At 56.8% G+C, this 16,706-nt stretch carries 15 protein-coding genes; 12 read left to right on the top strand and 3 right to left on the bottom strand.

From position 1 onward, the window contains the following. Positions 1-5 precede the first annotated feature (5 nt). Positions 6-1,355, bottom strand: coding sequence for a selenium-binding family protein (locus ACZ1HJ_RS01120; RefSeq protein WP_472720534.1), 1,350 nt, complete (start codon positions 1,353-1,355; stop codon positions 6-8). 2 nt (positions 1,356-1,357) lie between these two features. Continuing rightward, positions 1,358-2,218: an HpcH/HpaI aldolase/citrate lyase family protein gene (locus ACZ1HJ_RS01115; RefSeq protein WP_472720533.1), complete on the bottom strand. Its 861-nt coding sequence runs from the start codon at positions 2,216-2,218 to the stop codon at positions 1,358-1,360. Between the two features lie 193 nt (positions 2,219-2,411). Between ACZ1HJ_RS01115 and ACZ1HJ_RS01110 the strand changes: the two genes are divergently transcribed. The 9 genes from ACZ1HJ_RS01110 (at position 2,412) to ACZ1HJ_RS01070 (ending at position 13,390) form a co-directional block, all read left to right on the top strand. Continuing rightward, entirely contained in the window at positions 2,412-3,842 is a 1,431-nt protein-coding gene (locus ACZ1HJ_RS01110) for an aldehyde dehydrogenase family protein (RefSeq protein ID WP_472720532.1), read from the top strand. Beyond that, entirely contained in the window at positions 3,835-6,159 is a 2,325-nt protein-coding gene (locus ACZ1HJ_RS01105; protein ID WP_472720531.1) for a molybdopterin guanine dinucleotide-containing S/N-oxide reductase, read from the top strand. The genes ACZ1HJ_RS01110 and ACZ1HJ_RS01105 overlap by 8 nt, the downstream gene beginning before the upstream one ends. 166 nt (positions 6,160-6,325) lie before the next feature. Further along, entirely contained in the window at positions 6,326-7,657 is a 1,332-nt protein-coding gene (locus ACZ1HJ_RS01100) for an ABC transporter substrate-binding protein (RefSeq protein WP_472720530.1), read from the top strand. A gap of 189 nt (positions 7,658-7,846) precedes the next feature. Beyond that, the gene (locus ACZ1HJ_RS01095; RefSeq protein WP_472720529.1) at positions 7,847-8,695 is read left to right on the top strand and encodes a carbohydrate ABC transporter permease; all 849 of its coding nucleotides are present in this window, start codon (positions 7,847-7,849) and stop codon (positions 8,693-8,695) included. Positions 8,696-8,698: 3 nt separating this feature from the next. Continuing rightward, a complete protein-coding gene (locus ACZ1HJ_RS01090) occupies positions 8,699-9,505 on the top strand; it encodes a carbohydrate ABC transporter permease (RefSeq protein WP_472720528.1) in 807 nt (268 codons plus the stop codon). Between the two features lie 14 nt (positions 9,506-9,519). Continuing rightward, positions 9,520-10,587, top strand: coding sequence for an ABC transporter ATP-binding protein (locus ACZ1HJ_RS01085; protein ID WP_472720527.1), 1,068 nt, complete (start codon positions 9,520-9,522; stop codon positions 10,585-10,587). Positions 10,588-10,610: 23 nt separating this feature from the next. Further along, on the top strand, positions 10,611-12,221 hold the full coding sequence (locus tag ACZ1HJ_RS01080; protein ID WP_472720526.1) for a GMC family oxidoreductase: 1,611 nt from the start codon (positions 10,611-10,613) through the stop codon (positions 12,219-12,221). Positions 12,222-12,231: 10 nt separating this feature from the next. Beyond that, positions 12,232-12,624: a hypothetical protein gene (locus ACZ1HJ_RS01075; protein ID WP_472720525.1), complete on the top strand. Its 393-nt coding sequence runs from the start codon at positions 12,232-12,234 to the stop codon at positions 12,622-12,624. An 85-nt stretch (positions 12,625-12,709) separates the two neighbouring features. Further along, positions 12,710-13,390 (top strand): GntR family transcriptional regulator, encoded by a 681-nt coding sequence (locus ACZ1HJ_RS01070; RefSeq protein ID WP_472720524.1) that lies wholly within the window; start codon positions 12,710-12,712, stop codon positions 13,388-13,390. Positions 13,391-13,792: 402 nt separating this feature from the next. Here the strand turns inward: ACZ1HJ_RS01070 and ACZ1HJ_RS01065 are convergent, their stop codons facing one another. Next, entirely contained in the window at positions 13,793-14,257 is a 465-nt protein-coding gene (locus tag ACZ1HJ_RS01065; protein WP_472720523.1) for an Lrp/AsnC family transcriptional regulator, read from the bottom strand. A gap of 100 nt (positions 14,258-14,357) precedes the next feature. Between ACZ1HJ_RS01065 and ACZ1HJ_RS01060 the strand changes: the two genes are divergently transcribed. Genes ACZ1HJ_RS01060 through ACZ1HJ_RS01050 form a run of 3 tightly spaced genes read left to right on the top strand, consistent with a single transcriptional unit; the run spans position 14,358 to position 16,629 of the window. Further along, a complete protein-coding gene (locus tag ACZ1HJ_RS01060; protein WP_472720522.1) occupies positions 14,358-15,296 on the top strand; it encodes a hypothetical protein in 939 nt (312 codons plus the stop codon). Continuing rightward, positions 15,293-16,189 carry a DMT family transporter gene (locus ACZ1HJ_RS01055; protein ID WP_472720521.1) on the top strand — a complete coding sequence of 299 codons (897 nt, stop codon included), beginning with the start codon at positions 15,293-15,295 and terminating at the stop codon, positions 16,187-16,189. Before ACZ1HJ_RS01060 ends, ACZ1HJ_RS01055 begins: the two co-directional genes overlap by 4 nt. Continuing rightward, positions 16,186-16,629, top strand: coding sequence for an NUDIX hydrolase (locus ACZ1HJ_RS01050; RefSeq protein WP_472720520.1), 444 nt, complete (start codon positions 16,186-16,188; stop codon positions 16,627-16,629). The genes ACZ1HJ_RS01055 and ACZ1HJ_RS01050 overlap by 4 nt, the downstream gene beginning before the upstream one ends. Positions 16,630-16,706: the final 77 nt, after the last annotated feature.

Below are 16,706 nucleotides of genomic sequence, written 5' to 3'. Positions count from 1 at the left end.
AATGCTCACAACCAGATGTCGCTGGTGCAATCGCCGCCGGGATAGCGGGTTTCGTGACAACGGCTGGGGCCGTTGGGTTCCTTGCCAAAGTCGATGATGAAGTCTTCATTGATCTTCATCCCGCCGTTTTCCACGTCGCAGTCGATCATCACCATCACGCCGCCTTTTTCGCGGATCTCGGGGTAAAACTGATTGTCCCATGTCGAGAACAGCGAGGTCGTCACATAAAGCCGCTTGCCGTCCAGACTCAACTGGAACATTTGCGGCCCGCCCGCCACTTCGGCACCATTCACCACCGGGGCTTTGCCCAAAAGCCCACCCATCCAGACCTGTCCGGTCAGTTTGGGGTTATGAGGATCGCTGATGTCGTATTGGCGCATATCGCCGTGCAGCCAGTTGTTCAGATAGAGGTATTTGTCGTCCATCGACACAAGGATCGCCGACATGACGCCCGGCACCGGGATCGGCCAGTCGGGATGCGGTTCGTTTTCCACATCAATAATCTTTTCCCATTCCCATTTGCCCGCATCGCTTTTCCAGAAATGGATCACATTGGTCGACAGCGCCGCGCCGCAGAACCCATGGGTGCTGTCAGGGTTATGGTGGAACTTGACCTCAAGCGGGACCAACCCGTCTTCGCCCAGATACATCGATTCAATCGGTTTGCGCGCCTCGAAATCCCAAAAATGCAGCTCGCGCCCGTATTTGAGGTGGCCGACTTCCTCCAGATCAAAGCCCGGCATAAAGGTGTTGGGGGCCGCCCATTCGGAACTGACCATAACGTTGTGGCGCGGTTGATACCAGAAATCGTAGGAGAACTTGATGTCGCCCATGCTGTCTTCCCAACGGCCGACGATCTCGAAATCCTTGTTCAGATGCAGATAGCCACCGGGGGCCTCGCCTTTGGCGTCGCCAAGAAACGAAATGATGATTTCAGAGCCAAGACAATGCACCGTATGCGGGCCAGACAGATTGGCCCTGGCCTTGATCTCGGCCCCCTCGATGATCTTGTGAATGCGCGGCGCGCACGGGTTGGTGGCGGTATCAACAACATGGATATTGTTAGACCGCACCCCCGGCACCAACAGGTACTTCCGCGCCATCGAACTGTCGTCGTGGCAGGACGAGCAGGCGTTCCAGCCCATATGGTGCAACTCATCCCCGATGCCGGGCATTTCAAGGCGGTGGATCACTTCAGAATATGTCGGACTGTCAGGATCGGCGTCTACCGTGGCCAGATAGTCGGGCTTTTGAATGCCTGTGCCGGTATAAATCGCAATTGTATAGAGCAGCTTTTCCCGCGGCGATTTGATCGCCTCAGCAGGGCTCGCATATCCCGGTCCACAGCACTCCATGCTTATCCCCCAATCCGATCGGCAATTGAAACGATCCGGCGCATCTCCCGTAGAACCGGTTTCTCGATAAGTTTTCCGTCAATGACGACTAGCCCCGTATCTGCCGCCTCGAACTCGGAAATGATCCGTCGTGCGCGGGCGATTTGGTCATCGGTTGGAGTGAACACCTCATTGAGGGCAGCGATCTGTTTGGGATGCACCGAGCCTTTCCCGGCGAACCCCAAATCGCGGGCCTGTTCGGCTGCTACGCGCATACCGTCCGGATCATCAAGGTCCAAGAACGGCACGTCGATCACATCAAGGCCAGCCGCCGCTGCCGCGTGGACCACACGCGATCTGGCATAAAGCAAAGGCCCCCATTCGTTTTTGCACCGCAGTTCGGCGGCCATATCGACACCGCCAAAGAACATCGCCTCGATCCGGTTGCTGCACTGCGCAATCTCGAATGCGGCTTCTAATCCTTCATTTGTTTCGATGATCACGTGCAAGCGCGTGGCATGACCTGCCTCGCTCAAAAGCGCGTCTAACTGAATGACCTCGTCTGGCGTGCGGACCTTCGGCATCATCAGGGCAGGCGGCGGTGTGGCGCTGGCAAGGATCGCCTGGACATCTTCGATCCCGAACCGTTCGCGCATTGAATTGATGCGCACGATGCGCTCCACCCCATCATCAGCCTGAGGAACCTCGAACAGCTTCAAGGCGCTGGCGCGCGCTTCGGCCTTGTCCTTGGGCGCGATACCATCTTCCAGCTCAACGCAGACAATGTCGGCACCAGAGGCAAGCGCTTTGGGATACATGTCGGGCCTAAGGCCGGGTGTGAAAATAAAGCTGCGCCTTGGGCGAATGGTGCGTGATGACGACAAAGGTGTCTCCTAACTTTCACTTCATGAGCCAAAGCCTAGCCAGATTACCTGCTTTGGTGAGCGCTTCATTTCCCCGGCAGAGCCAAACAGCTTGACAGTAACTGGGTAGGCGCACACAATTTAATTGTCAACAATCATCAAAGCACCGCAATAGGGCGCTGAACTGTTCGAATTTCAAAGGGATTGGCGTACCATGAATACGGGTAAATTTTACATCGGTGGCGCTTGGGTCGATCCAATCTCAGATGACACGACCGAGGTGATTAATCCCGCAACTGGTGAACCTTTCACGCAAATCGCAATGGCCGGGTTTGCCGATATGGAATCCGCCGTTGCTGCGGCGAAAGCCGCATTTCCGAGCTTCTCGCAAACTTCACAAGCCGCGCGTGTTGCCTTGCTGGAGCGGATCACGGAGGTCTACAAATCTCGTAGCGACGACATTGGTCGCGCGATGATGCAGGAATGCGGATTTCCCAAGAGTCTGGCTATGGGCGCACAAGCCGCCATGGGTACGCTGCATTTCCAACATATGGTCAAAGTGGTGCGCGATTTTCAGTTCGAGGAACAGCGCGGCACAACGCGGGTCGTGAAAGAGCCGATTGGTGTGGTCGCCATGATCACGCCCTGGAACTGGCCGATCAATCAAATCGCCTGCAAGGTTGCCCCTGCAATTGCGGCAGGTTGCACGATGATTCTGAAACCCAGCGAGCTCTCACCGCTTAACGCCTTGATCTTTGCCGAAGTGACGCATGAGGCAGGCGTGCCACCCGGTGTCTTCAACCTTATCAATGCGGATGGGCCAACGGTTGGGCAAGCCATGTGTGCGCATCAAGACGTTGACATGGTGTCTTTCACCGGCTCGACCCGCGGTGGTGTTGCCGTGGCCAAGTCGGCGGCAGATACGGACAAGCGCGTGCATCAGGAACTAGGCGGCAAGTCACCGTTTGTCGTTATGCCGGATGCTGATCCGGAAAAGGCAGTCGGTGATGCGGTGCCCGGTTGCTATCTGAATACCGGTCAATCCTGCAATGCGCCGACCCGATTGCTGGTTCCGTCCGAACGGATGGAGGAGGCCAGCCAGATCGCAAAACGTGTCGCCGAGGCTCAGGTCACCGGCACGCCCGATGATGAAACAGCCACCCTTGGTCCGGTGATCAATGCCAAACAGCACGCCCATATTCAGCGCTTGATTCAATCCGGTATCGACGAAGGGGCCGAGCTTGTTTGTGGCGGCCCCGGTCTGCCCGAAGGTTTCAACAGGGGCTATTACATTCGCCCGACGGTTTTCTCAAAAGTCACGCCCGAGATGACACTTTTCCGCGAAGAGGTTTTCGGCCCGGTTCTGTCGATCACCGGATACGACAGCATTGATCACGCCGCAGAACTGGCGAATGACACCGTCTATGGCTTAGCCGGATACGTGCACGGTACGAACGTGGACGCGGCCCGCGATATGGCGCGCCGCATCCGCGCCGGAACGATCCACATCAACAGCCCCGACTGGCATGCTGACGCCCCATTCGGTGGCTACAAAATGTCGGGCAACGGTCGGGAGTATGCTGATTTCGCGCTGAACGACTTTCTTGAAATCAAAGGTGTGGTCGGTTGGGGTGCGCATGGCTGAACGTCCGCTGACAGCGAACCACTGGGGCACCTATCGTGTCGAAACCAAGGACGGGAAACTCGTCCGGCTGGAAGGCTTTGAACAGGATGACGACCCGTCGCCGATTGGGTTCAGCGCAATCGAAGCCCAAAGCGGGCCAATGCGAATTGATCAACCGATGGTACGCGAAAGCTGGTTGCAGAACGGACCGGGGGCTGCGAGCGAGCGGCGCGGAGCAGAAGCCTTTGTCGCTGTGCCGTGGGAAGAGGCGGAAAAGCTGGTCGCGACCGAGTTGGACCGAGTCCGCAACGATTTTGGCAATCAGGCGATCTATGCTGGCTCTTACGGTTGGGCCAGTGCGGGCCGGTTCCATCACGCCCAAAGCCAAATCCATCGCTTTCTGAATTGCATCGGCGGCTATACCAGATCGCGGAACACCTACAGTTTTGCCGCCGCCGAAGTTATCATGCCCCATGTGTTGGGTGCGTTTTGGGAACATCTGATCAACACGACAAGCTGGAAGTCCATCGCCGAAAACACCGAGCTGTTCGTCGCCTTCGGTGGCGTGCCTGTCAAAAACGGACAGATAAATCCGGGTGGCATCGGGAGCCATGGTCAGCTCCACGGTGTGCAAGCGGCGGCGAAAGCAGGCGTGAAGTTCGTCAATATCAGCCCGTTGAAATCCGACATGATGCTCGAGACGGATGCCGATTGGATGGCGGCGCGTCCCTCAACCGATGTGGCGTTGATGTTGGGTCTTGCGCATACGCTTTACACAGAGGGGCTTTACGATGCGGCGTTCGTCGAACGCTATACGACCGGGTTTGATCGGTTCGTGCCCTACTTGACCGGTGAAAGCGATGGTGTGCCGAAGGCGGCTGCCTGGGCTGCGACGGTTTGCGATGTGCCCGAAAAAGATATCCTCGATTTGGCCCGGCGCATGGCGCGCAATCGCACCATGATTTCCGTCAGCTGGTCGCTGACCCGGCAAGATCACGGCGAACAACCGGTTTGGATGGGGATCACACTGGCGGCGATGTTGGGACAGATTGGCTTGCCCGGTGGTGGGTTCGGCTTTGGCTATAGCGCCACCAATAGCATCGGCTTGCACTATAGCTCGATGCCCGGCGCAGCTGTCCCGCAGGGCGACAACCCGGTCGACGATTTTATTCCTGTCGCGCGCATTTCTGACCTGCTGCTTCATCCCGGCGAGTCATTTGATTACAACGGACAGCGTCGCACCTACCCGGATGTGCGACTTGTCTATTGGGCGGGCGGCAACCCCTTTCACCACCATCAAGACATCAATCGCTTGCTGAAGGCTTGGCAAAAGCCGGACACGATCATTGTCCATGATCTGGTCTGGAACAGCGTGTCCAGATACGCCGACATCGTTTTGCCGTGCACGTCTCCGCTTGAACGCAATGACATCGCGATGTCGTCGCGCGACCCTTATGCGATCTATATGAGCCAAGTGGCTGAACCAGAGGGTCACGCGCGCAATGACCACGACATCTTTCGCGGTATCGCGCGCCATATGTCTGTCGAGGAAATGTTCACGGACGGCTGGGAAGAACAGGATTGGCTGCGCTGGATTTATGAGCGCACCCAACAAAATGCCGCCGAACATGGCTTTGAAATGCCGGGTTTCGATGAGTTCAAATCGCAAGGCTGGTTCAAACTTCCCGCACCAGACCCTGCAAACGTCTTTCTGGAGGCGTTTCGCAACAACCCCGATGCCGATCCGTTGCTGACGCCCAGCGGAAAGATCGAAATATTCTCGGACACCATCGACGCTTTTGGCTATGCGGATTGCCCGGGCCATCCGTTCTGGATGGAACCGGCGGAGTGGTTGGGGCAGACGGATGGGTTGCCGCTGCATCTGATCTCGAACCAGCCAGTGGCCAAACTGCATTCTCAATTCGACCACGCAAAGGGCAGTCGCGACCTGAAGATAAATGGGCGCGAACCTGTGCTGATGCATCCCGAAGACGCAAAGGCGCGCGGGATCAACGACAAGGATTTCGTCAGGTTGCACAACGCGCGGGGGGCATGTCTTGCCGTAGCGGTTGTCGATGAGCGCGTGCGCCCCGGTGTTCTACAGATGAGCACAGGCGCTTGGTTCGATCCTGAGGTGCCGGGGGAGGAGGGCAGCCTCTGCAAGCACGGCAATCCGAATGTGCTGACACTCGACAAAGGAACGTCTCGTCTTGCTCAGGGACCAATCGCGCACACGTGCTTGGTGGACATCGAGAAGTTCGAATGCGACCCGCCGTATGTGACGGCATTTGAGCCGCCCCGGATCATTCGGCGTGAGCAAAAACATGGCAAAGGATAAATTGTTGACAATTATCCAAACACCCGCGTTAACTAATATCAGACAGCAACGGGCGAAAAAATGAGGCGTGAATTCAGAAACTGAGCAGATCAAAAGCATCCACTGATGAATGCGGGCGGAGGAGACCCAAAACATCAGTCACGGAAAATTCTTGGGAGGAAATCAGATGAAATATTCGAAGACACATAAGCCGATGCAAGGCGTTACGCGTCGAAGCGTTTTGAACGGACTTGCCAGTGGAACCGCGGTTGGCGCACTCGGCTTCACGCTTCCAGGAAGCGCGCTTGCGCAGGATTTTAGTGGACAGAAGCTCAACTGGCTGGTCACTCAGCCACGCATCGGTGCTGCCAAGAAACTGAAAGAGATGTTCGAAGCCCAGACGGGCGCGACGATCGAACTGACAGCCATTCCTTATGATGCCTCGGAATCGCAGGCGACGATTGATGTCAGCTCGGGCGCCAATCAATACGACATGATCGACTATTGGTACGCCAGTATCGGTGCCATGGCCGAAAACGGCATCATGGAAGACATCACAGACAAGATCGAAGCGGAAAAAGACTATATCCAGCCGGACGACTTCCTCGAGCCGTTCAGCGATATCTACATGGAATACGGCGGACGTCGTTATGGCCTTCCTTGGGATGGCGACGCGCATGTGTTGTTCTACAACCAAGAGCTTCTCGACAATGCTGGCTTTGGCGTCCCAACCACATGGGATGAGTACTTTGAGGCCACCAAGGGCATCACCGAGGCCGGTAAGGCAGAAGGGAAATTCGGCGCTGTTATCATGGGCGTGAATATCCCAGTGGCATTGGGGTCGGGCTATGTGAACCGTGTCGCAGGTTATCAGGGTCGTCTTTTGACCGATGACAACCAATCCGCACTTCTGGAAGACATCCAAGTCACCTGCGCCGAGCAATTGGAAAAAGTCATTCCTTACTGCTTCCCGACACCGGCTGAAGTGGGCTTTGAAAACGGTATTCCAGCGTTCCTTGGCGGCAACGCAGCCATGATCGAATTCTGGACAGACCTTGGCATTCACGCCGAGAACGACCCGAACTCTGCCATTGCGGGCAAATGGGGTGTGACCAGTCTGCCTGTTGGCCAAGCAGGTCAATCACCACGCGCGGCTCTGAATGCGGGTTGGGGTCTTGGTATTTCCACAGGCAGCCAAAACAAGGATCTGGCGTGGGAGTTCATCAAGTGGGCCACCTCGCCAGCGGTACAGCTTGAGGTGTCGTCGACACCGGGCACCTTCTCGGATCCAGTACGCCGGTCGGTGATGACCAGCAAGGAATACACCGGATTTGCACCCAAGGTGGCCGAGGCTCAGATTGCCGCCTCGCAAGCCTTTATGCCATGGCCGAAAATCCCGGAAAGCCCACAGTTGATGCGTGTCCTAACGGATGAATTGGCCAAGATGGTGGCGGGTCAGCAGAACCACATGGAGATGCTGGAAACCACGGATCGTCAGTGGAAGCGCCTCTTGGGTTAACAAATTTGGAGTTTTCTTCGCAAAGCTCTCCTCCCTACCGTAAACATGTGACGGGATCCCGCTAGCGCGGGGTCCTGCCAAGATCGACACGGAATGACACAAGGTCGCTAACGGATGGCGTCGACAGACATCGGAAATTCCAGCCCAAAACGCTCGTCACAGGCAATTGCACGCCGGTCGGCGTGGATCATGAGCTTGCCTTTGGTGGCCTCGCTTTTGATCATTGGGCTGTATCCCGGAATTTACATGATTGCCTCGGCGTTTTCCAAAAGCAGCCTGGCGCGGCCCTTTCAGAAATGGGTTGGTACGTCGAATTTAGAATTCGCGCTGACTGGCGATTACGTCTCATCGCTTTGGCGCACAGCGGCCTTCGCGATCCCCGCTTCGATGATCCAAATGGTGTTCGGCGTTGCGATTGCCTTGCTTCTGGTGCGGATGACGCGGTTCAGCACAATCTGGCGCTCTCTGATTTTCATCCCGATGATGACGCCCCCGATCATGATCGGCATTGCGTGGAATTTGATGTTGTTGCCGCAGGGCGGATTGGTCAACGGCGTCATGATCGAGCTTGGTCTTTTCTCAGAACCCATCTCGTTCATCGGGCGAATGCCCCACGCCATGTTCGCCTTGATGTTGGCGGACACATGGCAATGGACACCCTTTGTCACACTTCTGGCCTATGCCGCGATCCGCTCGTTGCCCGATGATATTCGCCAAGCGGCCTACATGGATGGGGCAAGCCCCGCGCGCACGTTCTTTTCGGTGCAACTGCCGCTTTTGATGCCGGCCTTCCTGGGCATCTTCCTGATCAAGCTGATCCTGGCGTTCAAGGTCTTTGATCTGGTGTTCATTCTCACCAAGGGCGGGCCGGGAATTGGCACCAATCTGGCGTCATACTCTGTCTATCGAACGCTGTTTCAGACCTATGACGCGGGCTATGCCAGCGCTCAGGTTCTGCTCTTGGTGGTCTTGGTCTCGCTTGTGACACTTCCCGTCATGATGCTGCACAAGCGCGTGCTAGAACATACGGAGGGCTGAACCATGCGCATTTCAACCATCGCACAAGCCATCGCATTGGCTCTCGCCCTTGGGTTTTTCATTCTCCCGATCCTCTATCTTTTGGCGGTCAGCTTTAAGACACCGGCGGAAATCTCGACCAGCATCTTCTGGCCCAGTAACCCGACGTTCGAGAACTGGAAAAACATCGGCACTGCTCTGCCCATGGCATCCTTTATGATCAATAGCATTATCGCGTCGTCTTGCGCGGCCTTGGGCACGCTTTTGATCGCCTTTCCTGCCGCATATGCCATCGACCGCTACAAGACCGGAGGAACGACCCTCAGCGCATTGGCCATCGGGCTTTATGTAGCGCCGCCGGTGATTGCGCTTTTGCCGTTCTTCTTCTTCCTGAAAACCATCGGTCTGTTACATTCCGTGCCGGGGATCACGCTGGTTTACGCGCTGATGAACGTCCCAGTCGCCCTGTGGCTGATGCTTGGCTTTTTGCACCGCGTCCCGAAAGAGATCGACCAAGCCGCCGCGATGGATGGGGCCGGAATTCTGAAAACCATCCTTTGGGTGATCTTGCCCACGGTAACACCCGGCCTTGTGGCCACAGCGATCATCTGTGCCGTGCTGACCTATAACGAATTTCTGTTCGCCTTCTTCATGACCAGCAACGATTCTCGCACGCTTCCGGTCGCACTCGCACTGTTTGGCGGGGATCAGATCGTGAATTACGGACAGATGGCAACCGCCTCACTGGTCGGGCTGATCCCGGTCGGAATAGCGGTGTTGTTCTTCCAAAATTGGCTGGTTGGCGGATTGACCGCAGGCTCCTCGAAATAAAGGCACGCATAAGAATGTCCAAAATATCCATCAGAAATGTCGAGAAGAAATACGGCGACCTGCCGGTTCTCAAAGGCATCGACTTGGAGATCAACGATGGCGAGCTGCTGACGCTTATCGGTCCGTCGGGGTGTGGAAAATCGACCCTGCTTAAGATCATCGCCGGGCTGGAAGATGCCACGTCCGGCGCGGTGTTCATCGACGACGAAGACGTGACCGCGACGCCGCCGCAGAAGCGCAATCTGGCGATGGTGTTCCAGAATTACGCGCTTTATCCGCAAATGACGGTGCGCCAAAATCTTGCCTTTGGCCTCAAGATCGCGGGCCTCGGCAAAGTCGATATCCAGACCCGCGTGAGCGACATCGCCAAGATGCTTGAGATCGACGCCTATCTCGACCGGCGTCCGCGCGCGCTGTCCGGCGGGCAGCGTCAACGCGTGGCCATGGGCCGCGCTATGGTGCGCGAACCTTTGGCTTTCCTTCTGGACGAGCCGCTGTCCAACCTTGACGCGGCGCTGCGCACCACAATGCGCAGCGAGATCAAGGCGTTGCATCAACGTCTTGGCCGCACGATGGTCTATGTCACCCACGATCAGATCGAAGCGATGACCATGGCTGATCGGATCGCAATCATGCGCGACGGGATGATCGTGCAGTTGGGGGCGCCGGACGATCTTTACATGCGCCCGATCAACACTTTCGTTGCCAGTTTTTTTGGCACGCCAAGGATCAACCTTTGGGATGGTGAGATTTTGGGGCACGAGGGTTCCCGCATGCAGGTCCGCATTGCTGACGGTTTCGTGCTGTCGTTGCCTGCACAGGACGGGCTGGAGAACGGCCCCGTCAAAGTCGGCATCCGGCCTGAGGTACTAAATTTCGCAGATCAAGGCGCGCCCGTTCAGATCAACTTGGTCGAACCGACAGGATCACAAACCGAAGTGGTCATCGGCCTTGGCAGCGTCTCGGGCGGTGTGCTTGTGCAGGGCCGCTATGATGGAAAAACCGGCGACAGCGCCTTTATCAATCCGAAGGTCGACGACGTGCATCTGTTCGATAGCCAGACCGGTGATCGGATCAACTGATGACACGTCGAGGAGTACAGTAAATGGCAGATGAAACCGTCGATGTTGTGATCATTGGGGGCGGTGCTTCGGGTGCCGCCGTGGCCTGGAGCTTGGCCGAAACCAAGATGCATATCGTTTGCCTTGAGCAAGGCCCGATGCCGAACCCAGCGACCTATCCGACAACCGGAAAAGACTGGGAAGCCCGCGCGCAAGGTGATTTCAGCGCCAGCCCCAACATCCGCAAAGCGCCCGCAGACTATCCGATCAACGATGACGACTCTCCCATCAAGATCGTGAACTTCAACGGCCCCGGCGGCGGCACGGTTCTGTTCTCAGGCCATTTCCCGCGCTTCCACCCCTCAGACTTTCGCACCAAAACGCTGGATGGTGTGGGCGATGACTGGCCCATGGATTATGAAACGCTAGAGCCTTTCTTTGCCGAGAACGACAAAATGATGGGGGTTGCCGGGTTGGAAGGTGATCCGGCCTATCCGCCCGGAAAAACTTCTGTTCTGCCCCCGGTGCCTCTTGGGAAATCGGGTGAGGTTCTGGCCAAAGGCTGCAACAAATTGGGCATTCACTGGTGGCCATCGGATGTCTCTATCGCGACCGAGGAGTATGACGGGCGCGCCCAATGCATCAACCTTGGCGCCTGCATGACAGGGTGCGCTCAGGGCGCAAAAGGCAGTGCGGATGTCACCTATTGGCCGCACGCCGCCCGTGCCGGTGTCGACATGCGCACCGAATGCCGCGTCGCCCGCGTCACCACCGATGATGAAACAGGCATGGCCACCGGCGTTGTGTATTTCGACGCGAAGAATGTGGAACGCCATATCGAGGCGCATGTGGTTATTCTGGCCAGCAACGGCATTGGAACACCGCGTCTGATGTTGAACTCGGCCTCAAAGACTCATCCCGACGGGCTGGCGAATTCCTCAGGTCTGGTCGGCAAGAACCTGATGTTGCACCCCTATTCTTGGGTGCAGGGCATTTTTGAGGAAGAGGTCGACGGACACAAAGGCCCACACAAAAACATCTGGAGCCACGAATTCTACGAGACCGATCCGGATCGCGGTTTCACTCGTGGCTACCTGTTGGAATCGCATCGTAACACTGCGACGGTCGAATCCGTGCTTTATGGTTTGGACTGGGGCGAGATCCCATGGGGCGAGGGCCACCACGAGGCGGCGCGGCGTTTGCAAAAGCACATCACCAGTTTCGTCGCCGTCTGCGAGGATCTGCCAGAGCTGCACAACAGGGTCACGCTGGACCCCGAGCTGACAGACAGCAACGGCATTCCCGCGCCCAAGATCACCTATAAGATCGGGGAAAACACCGACAAGATGCTCGACCATTCAATCGAGCGGATCACGGAAATTCTGAAAGCCGCCGGCGCGGTCAAAACCTTTGCCACCAAGCCCATCGAATATGGCGGCTGGCACTGGCTTGGTACTGCGCGCATGGGCACCGATCCAGCGGCATCTGTGGTCAACGAATGGGGCCGCGCCCACGATTGCAAAAACCTGTTTATCGTCGACGGATCAGTTTTCGTGACTTCGGCTGGCGTGAATCCGACCAGCACATTGCAGGCCCTCGCGCTTTATATTGCCGATCAGATCAAGCAGCGCCTTGCCAATCTGTTCGATGAATAAGGAGAAGATCATGACCGCTTTTTCCGAAACCGATCGCGAAACATTGGCAAGACTCGCAGGCCTGATCATCCCGGCCAGTGACAGTTATGGCGTGCCAGGTGCCGATGACCCGACGATCCTGGCCGACATCGAGGCCTCAGCTTACCCCGAACTGGCCGCTGATCTGGCGGTATTCGCCGATAGCGCAAGCGGTGCCGAAACATTTCGCAAAGACCATCCCGATGTGGCAAGACGCCTGCAAACACTCGTTGTGCAATGCTATTATCGCGATGATCGGGTCATGCAATCGATTGGCGAAGAGGCACGGCCACCGTTTCCAAAAGGTTTTGACGTCGCGCAAGGGGATTGGTCTTTGCTTGACCCGGTGAAGGAAATGCCTTCCATTTACCGATCCATAAATTAGGTAATCAATTTGCGCGTATTAATGTGACAGGAGGCCCGGATTAAACTATCGGCTCAAGCGCGCCGACCGACACAAGGAACCCGTTTTGCCCAAAGTATCATCGCTCAAATCGCCCATTGTGAAAGAAAGCCTTGACCGCAAGGCCGCAACTCAATTGCGCAATGCTGTTCTGGGCGGGGAAATCGCGCCGGGCGAGCGTATTACCGAACAGGTACTGGCGTCACAGTTGGGCCTGTCGCGCGGAACAATCCGAACCGCCTTGCACCGTCTTGCTGGCGACGGTTTGATTGTTCAGAACCTTTATTCCAGCTGGGAAGTGATGAAGCTGACCGCCGAGGACGCCGACGAACTTTACACTCTGCGCGCAAGCCTTGAAGGTTTGGCAGGGCGATTGGCGGCACGCAACCTGACCGATGAACGTGGTGCAGAAATCTCAAGCGCATATGAAAAGCTTGAAGCGGTGGCGAAGTCAGGATCAAAAATCGACCTCGCTGATGCCGATTTGAACCTGCACAGAACCATCGTCGAAGCTTCCCTCAACAAAAGACTGATTGAGCATTTTCGTCAGGTGGAGGGCCAATTACGTATGTACATCGGTTCAGTCAACGACGCTCTGCCTTCTGCCGAAGCGGTTGCGTCAGTACATGAGCCTTTGGTAAATGCGATTTTGGCACGGGATGATGTGGAGGCAGAAAGACTGCTGATCCAACACAGCGAATTCTACGGCGAAAAGCTGAGCCGTCTGCTGGAAGAGGAACAAGACTAGCGGTCTTTTCGACCATGCGCATTACATCTGGTGTAGGAAAAACCATCCAATCCTCTTGTTAGCAAAGTTGACGATCCCATTACGTCAAAGCCTATACCAGGGCACAAAGGGTAATTGTTTGGGGTGTGTTTTGCAGTTGCGAAGCGAGGGAATACGCAATGTGAACATCCGTGCGACTGCTTATTTCGCAGACTTCCAGTTCGAGTAAGTGTCGTTTTCGCGCCTGCGGCGAATGTCAGCAAATCGGGCTTCAGCCGCAGCATCTTGACTGATTAGTGAATGGCAGGTTTGGGCCGTCCTTGCGCGAGGTATTCTCGTACTTTTGGCTGAGATGCTGCATCTGCCTTAGCGGCCGCGAAGAGTCCGTACCTGCCACGTTGCTGCGCAGCCGCGAATGTCCGCTCACCCGCCATCTAACGATGTGATAGCGGTTGTCTCTTTGTAGGTCTCAACAGCGAACAGGGTCGTATAGCGCACAACATCGGGGTCGCTGTCGAATAGTCGATCGCAGAGCGCCTGATACTCTTCCATGTCGCGGAACACTCCGATCAGAACGGCGTCCAGCTCACCGGTCACGCCATAGGCTTGCAGGATTGTGGGCTCCTCGGTGATGCGGTTGGCGAATGATATGCGGAGCTCTTTGGTGTGGTCGCGGGTTGTCACGGTGATGATGGCGCGAATGCCGCGCCCGAGCTTCGCCGGATCAGCGAGAAACACACAGTCTGTCAGCACGCCCGTGCGGCGCAACTCGGCAACCCGTCGCAAACATGTCGATGGCGTTGATCCCACTGCTTCGGCCAGCTCGGCCTTGGTCAGCGTGCCGTCCGCCTGAAGGGCGGCGACGATCCGAAAGTCCAGTGCGTCCATACTTCCTCTCATGTGGTCTATTTCTCCATATTTTTGGAGTATTTGACCACATCGTCCACCAGTTATGTCGTAAGCATCTGGAAAAAGACAGGATTTCAAGATGAATAACGCGACCCTCGGTCTGATCTGGGCCTTTTCCTTCGTGATCCTCGAAGCTGCGCAGGCCGTCTTCTTCGGCGGCGTGTTTCAGGACTATGACTCTTTCCTGATCGGTGCGGCCGTTTTTGGCTTCACGGCGGTGGGAACGCTCGCCTGGACACTCTTTCGGTCCCCGGATCAGTTGCACATCGCATGGAACAACGGTCATGCCCTTCTAGGGTTGAACCTCACGACCGCCTTCGTCTGGATTGCCTATTTCTTCGCGCTCCAGATGATCGAACCGGCGGTCGTTTTCACGATCTTCTCCGGCCTAATCCCGGTCGCAATTTTGGTGTTATTAGCCTTTGGTGTCCGGGAAGCCTCCTCGCTTCGGAACAGGATTGAGGGTGCGGGCCTCGTCATTATCATGATCGCGGTCATCTATCTTGCAGCAATCACGCTGCTCGGGCAGTCGGGTTTCGTTCGGGGCGGCTGGATGGTTGCCCTGGGCGGCCTGTTATTTACCGGAGTGTCGGCGATCAGCCTCGCGGCCATGATGATCTACAGCCAGCGCCTCGACCGCCTCGGGGTTGCGCCCGTTGCGCAATACGGGCTGCGCTTTCCGCTCTATGTGGTCGTGGCGTTGGTGGCAGCAGGCTTTGGTCTCGACACGAAAGGCCCGGTCAATCTGCAAGGAGTGCTCATCGTCGTGCTGATCGGCTTCGTCATCATGGCATTTCCCGTCTTCGCTATGCAGAAGGCGATCTCGCTGATGTCCACGCTCTCGCTTGCCGCTATTACGACGCTTGGCCCGCTGTTTGTCTTTCTGTTCCAGATTGTCGAAAGTCGCGTAGACTATGCCCCCGCAACGATGAACGGCCTTGCGATCTACTTCGCAGGTGCGCTTCTCGCCGCCTTCGGCGGAGCGAGGCGCAGCACAGGAAAGGCCGCGAAGTCATGACGGACGACTTACCACATTACCGAACCGGCTTGGCCGTCAGCGCGGTCGTCATCGCCGTTCTTGCGCTGTCGCTCGGCGATGCTATCATCAAGGCCACCGGCCTCGATCTCCCTCTGTGGCAGATGTATATCCTGCGCTCCGCGCTGGTCGTTCCGCCGCTCTGGTGGCTTGCTCGGCGCAAAGGGCAAAAGCGTCTTGGCTCGCTCGGTTGGGTGATCCTGCGCAGCGTTCTGCTGGTCGCAATGTGGCTTGCTTATTACTCCGCGCTGCCTCTGATGCCACTGTCTCTTGCAGCCGCAGCTTATTACACCTCGCCAATCCTTATCACTCTCGTCGCCTCGGTTCAGGCCCTTCGCTGGCCCGCGCCCCGCGTCTTGCTCGCGATCCTTCTGGGCTTCGCAGGCGTGGTCCTGATCCTGCGCCCCGACGCTTCCGGCTTCGATCTGGCAACGCTTCTTCCGATGTTGGCGGCGTTTCTCTATGCCTGTGCGATGCTGCTGACAGCCCGCAAATGTCGCGACGACGATCCGTTCGCGCTCGCTCTTGCGCTGAATGTCGCATTCATCGTTGCTGGAGCATGCCTTGGTCTGTTCTCGGGGCAGGAAGGCTCTTTGATCTTCGGGCCTTGGCAGACGCTAGACCTTGGACTGATTGGCGTGGTCGCGGCGCTGGCCGCCGTGATACTTGTCGGCAGTGTCGGGGCGGCAATCGCCTACCAGAACGGACCACCCGCGACCGTCGCCGCCTTCGACTACAGCTATCTCGTCTTCAGCTTGGGCTGGGGTCTAATCTTCTTTGGTGAACTGCCCACATTGCTGTCCCTCGTCGGCATTCTCATCATCGTTTCTGCCGGGTTCCTTTCCCTGCCGCGCTCGGAAAGTGCGTCCTCATGACGGATCATCCAAAGGTCGCAGCCCTCGCCATCGTAATCAGGGACGGCATGACGCTTCTCGTGAAGCGACGCAACGAACCTGACGCAGGCCTCTGGGGCTTTCCAGGCGGTCACGTCGATCTTGGCGAGACCGCGATGGATGCAGCCATACGGGAACTGTGTAAGGAAACCACCATCATCGCCCGTCCCGTCCGCTATCTGACCAATGTGGATGTGATTGATCGTGACGAATGCGGCATAGTCAAATTCCACTTTCTTCTTGCTGCGGTGCTTTGCGAGTACGTTTCCGGCGAACCCATCGCGCAGGACGATGTAAGTGAAGCCCGCTGGTGGCCGGTTGACGCTATTTTGAATGGTGCCGCGTCGTGCAGCAAGCATGTCGATACCGTTGTTCAACTAGCCACTGACACCTCAAAGCGGTCATTCAATCCATCGAAATGAACGGCAAGTTTGTCCGCAAGGCCGTCATTGCCTCTCATTGAAATGCTGCGCCTTGCGCGAACGGCGGCCATGCGGTT

Source organism: Roseovarius sp. JB2-10 (assembly GCF_055693585.1).
The sequence above is the reverse complement of the archived record's forward strand: the minus strand, read 5'-3'. Positions and strand labels throughout refer to the sequence as shown.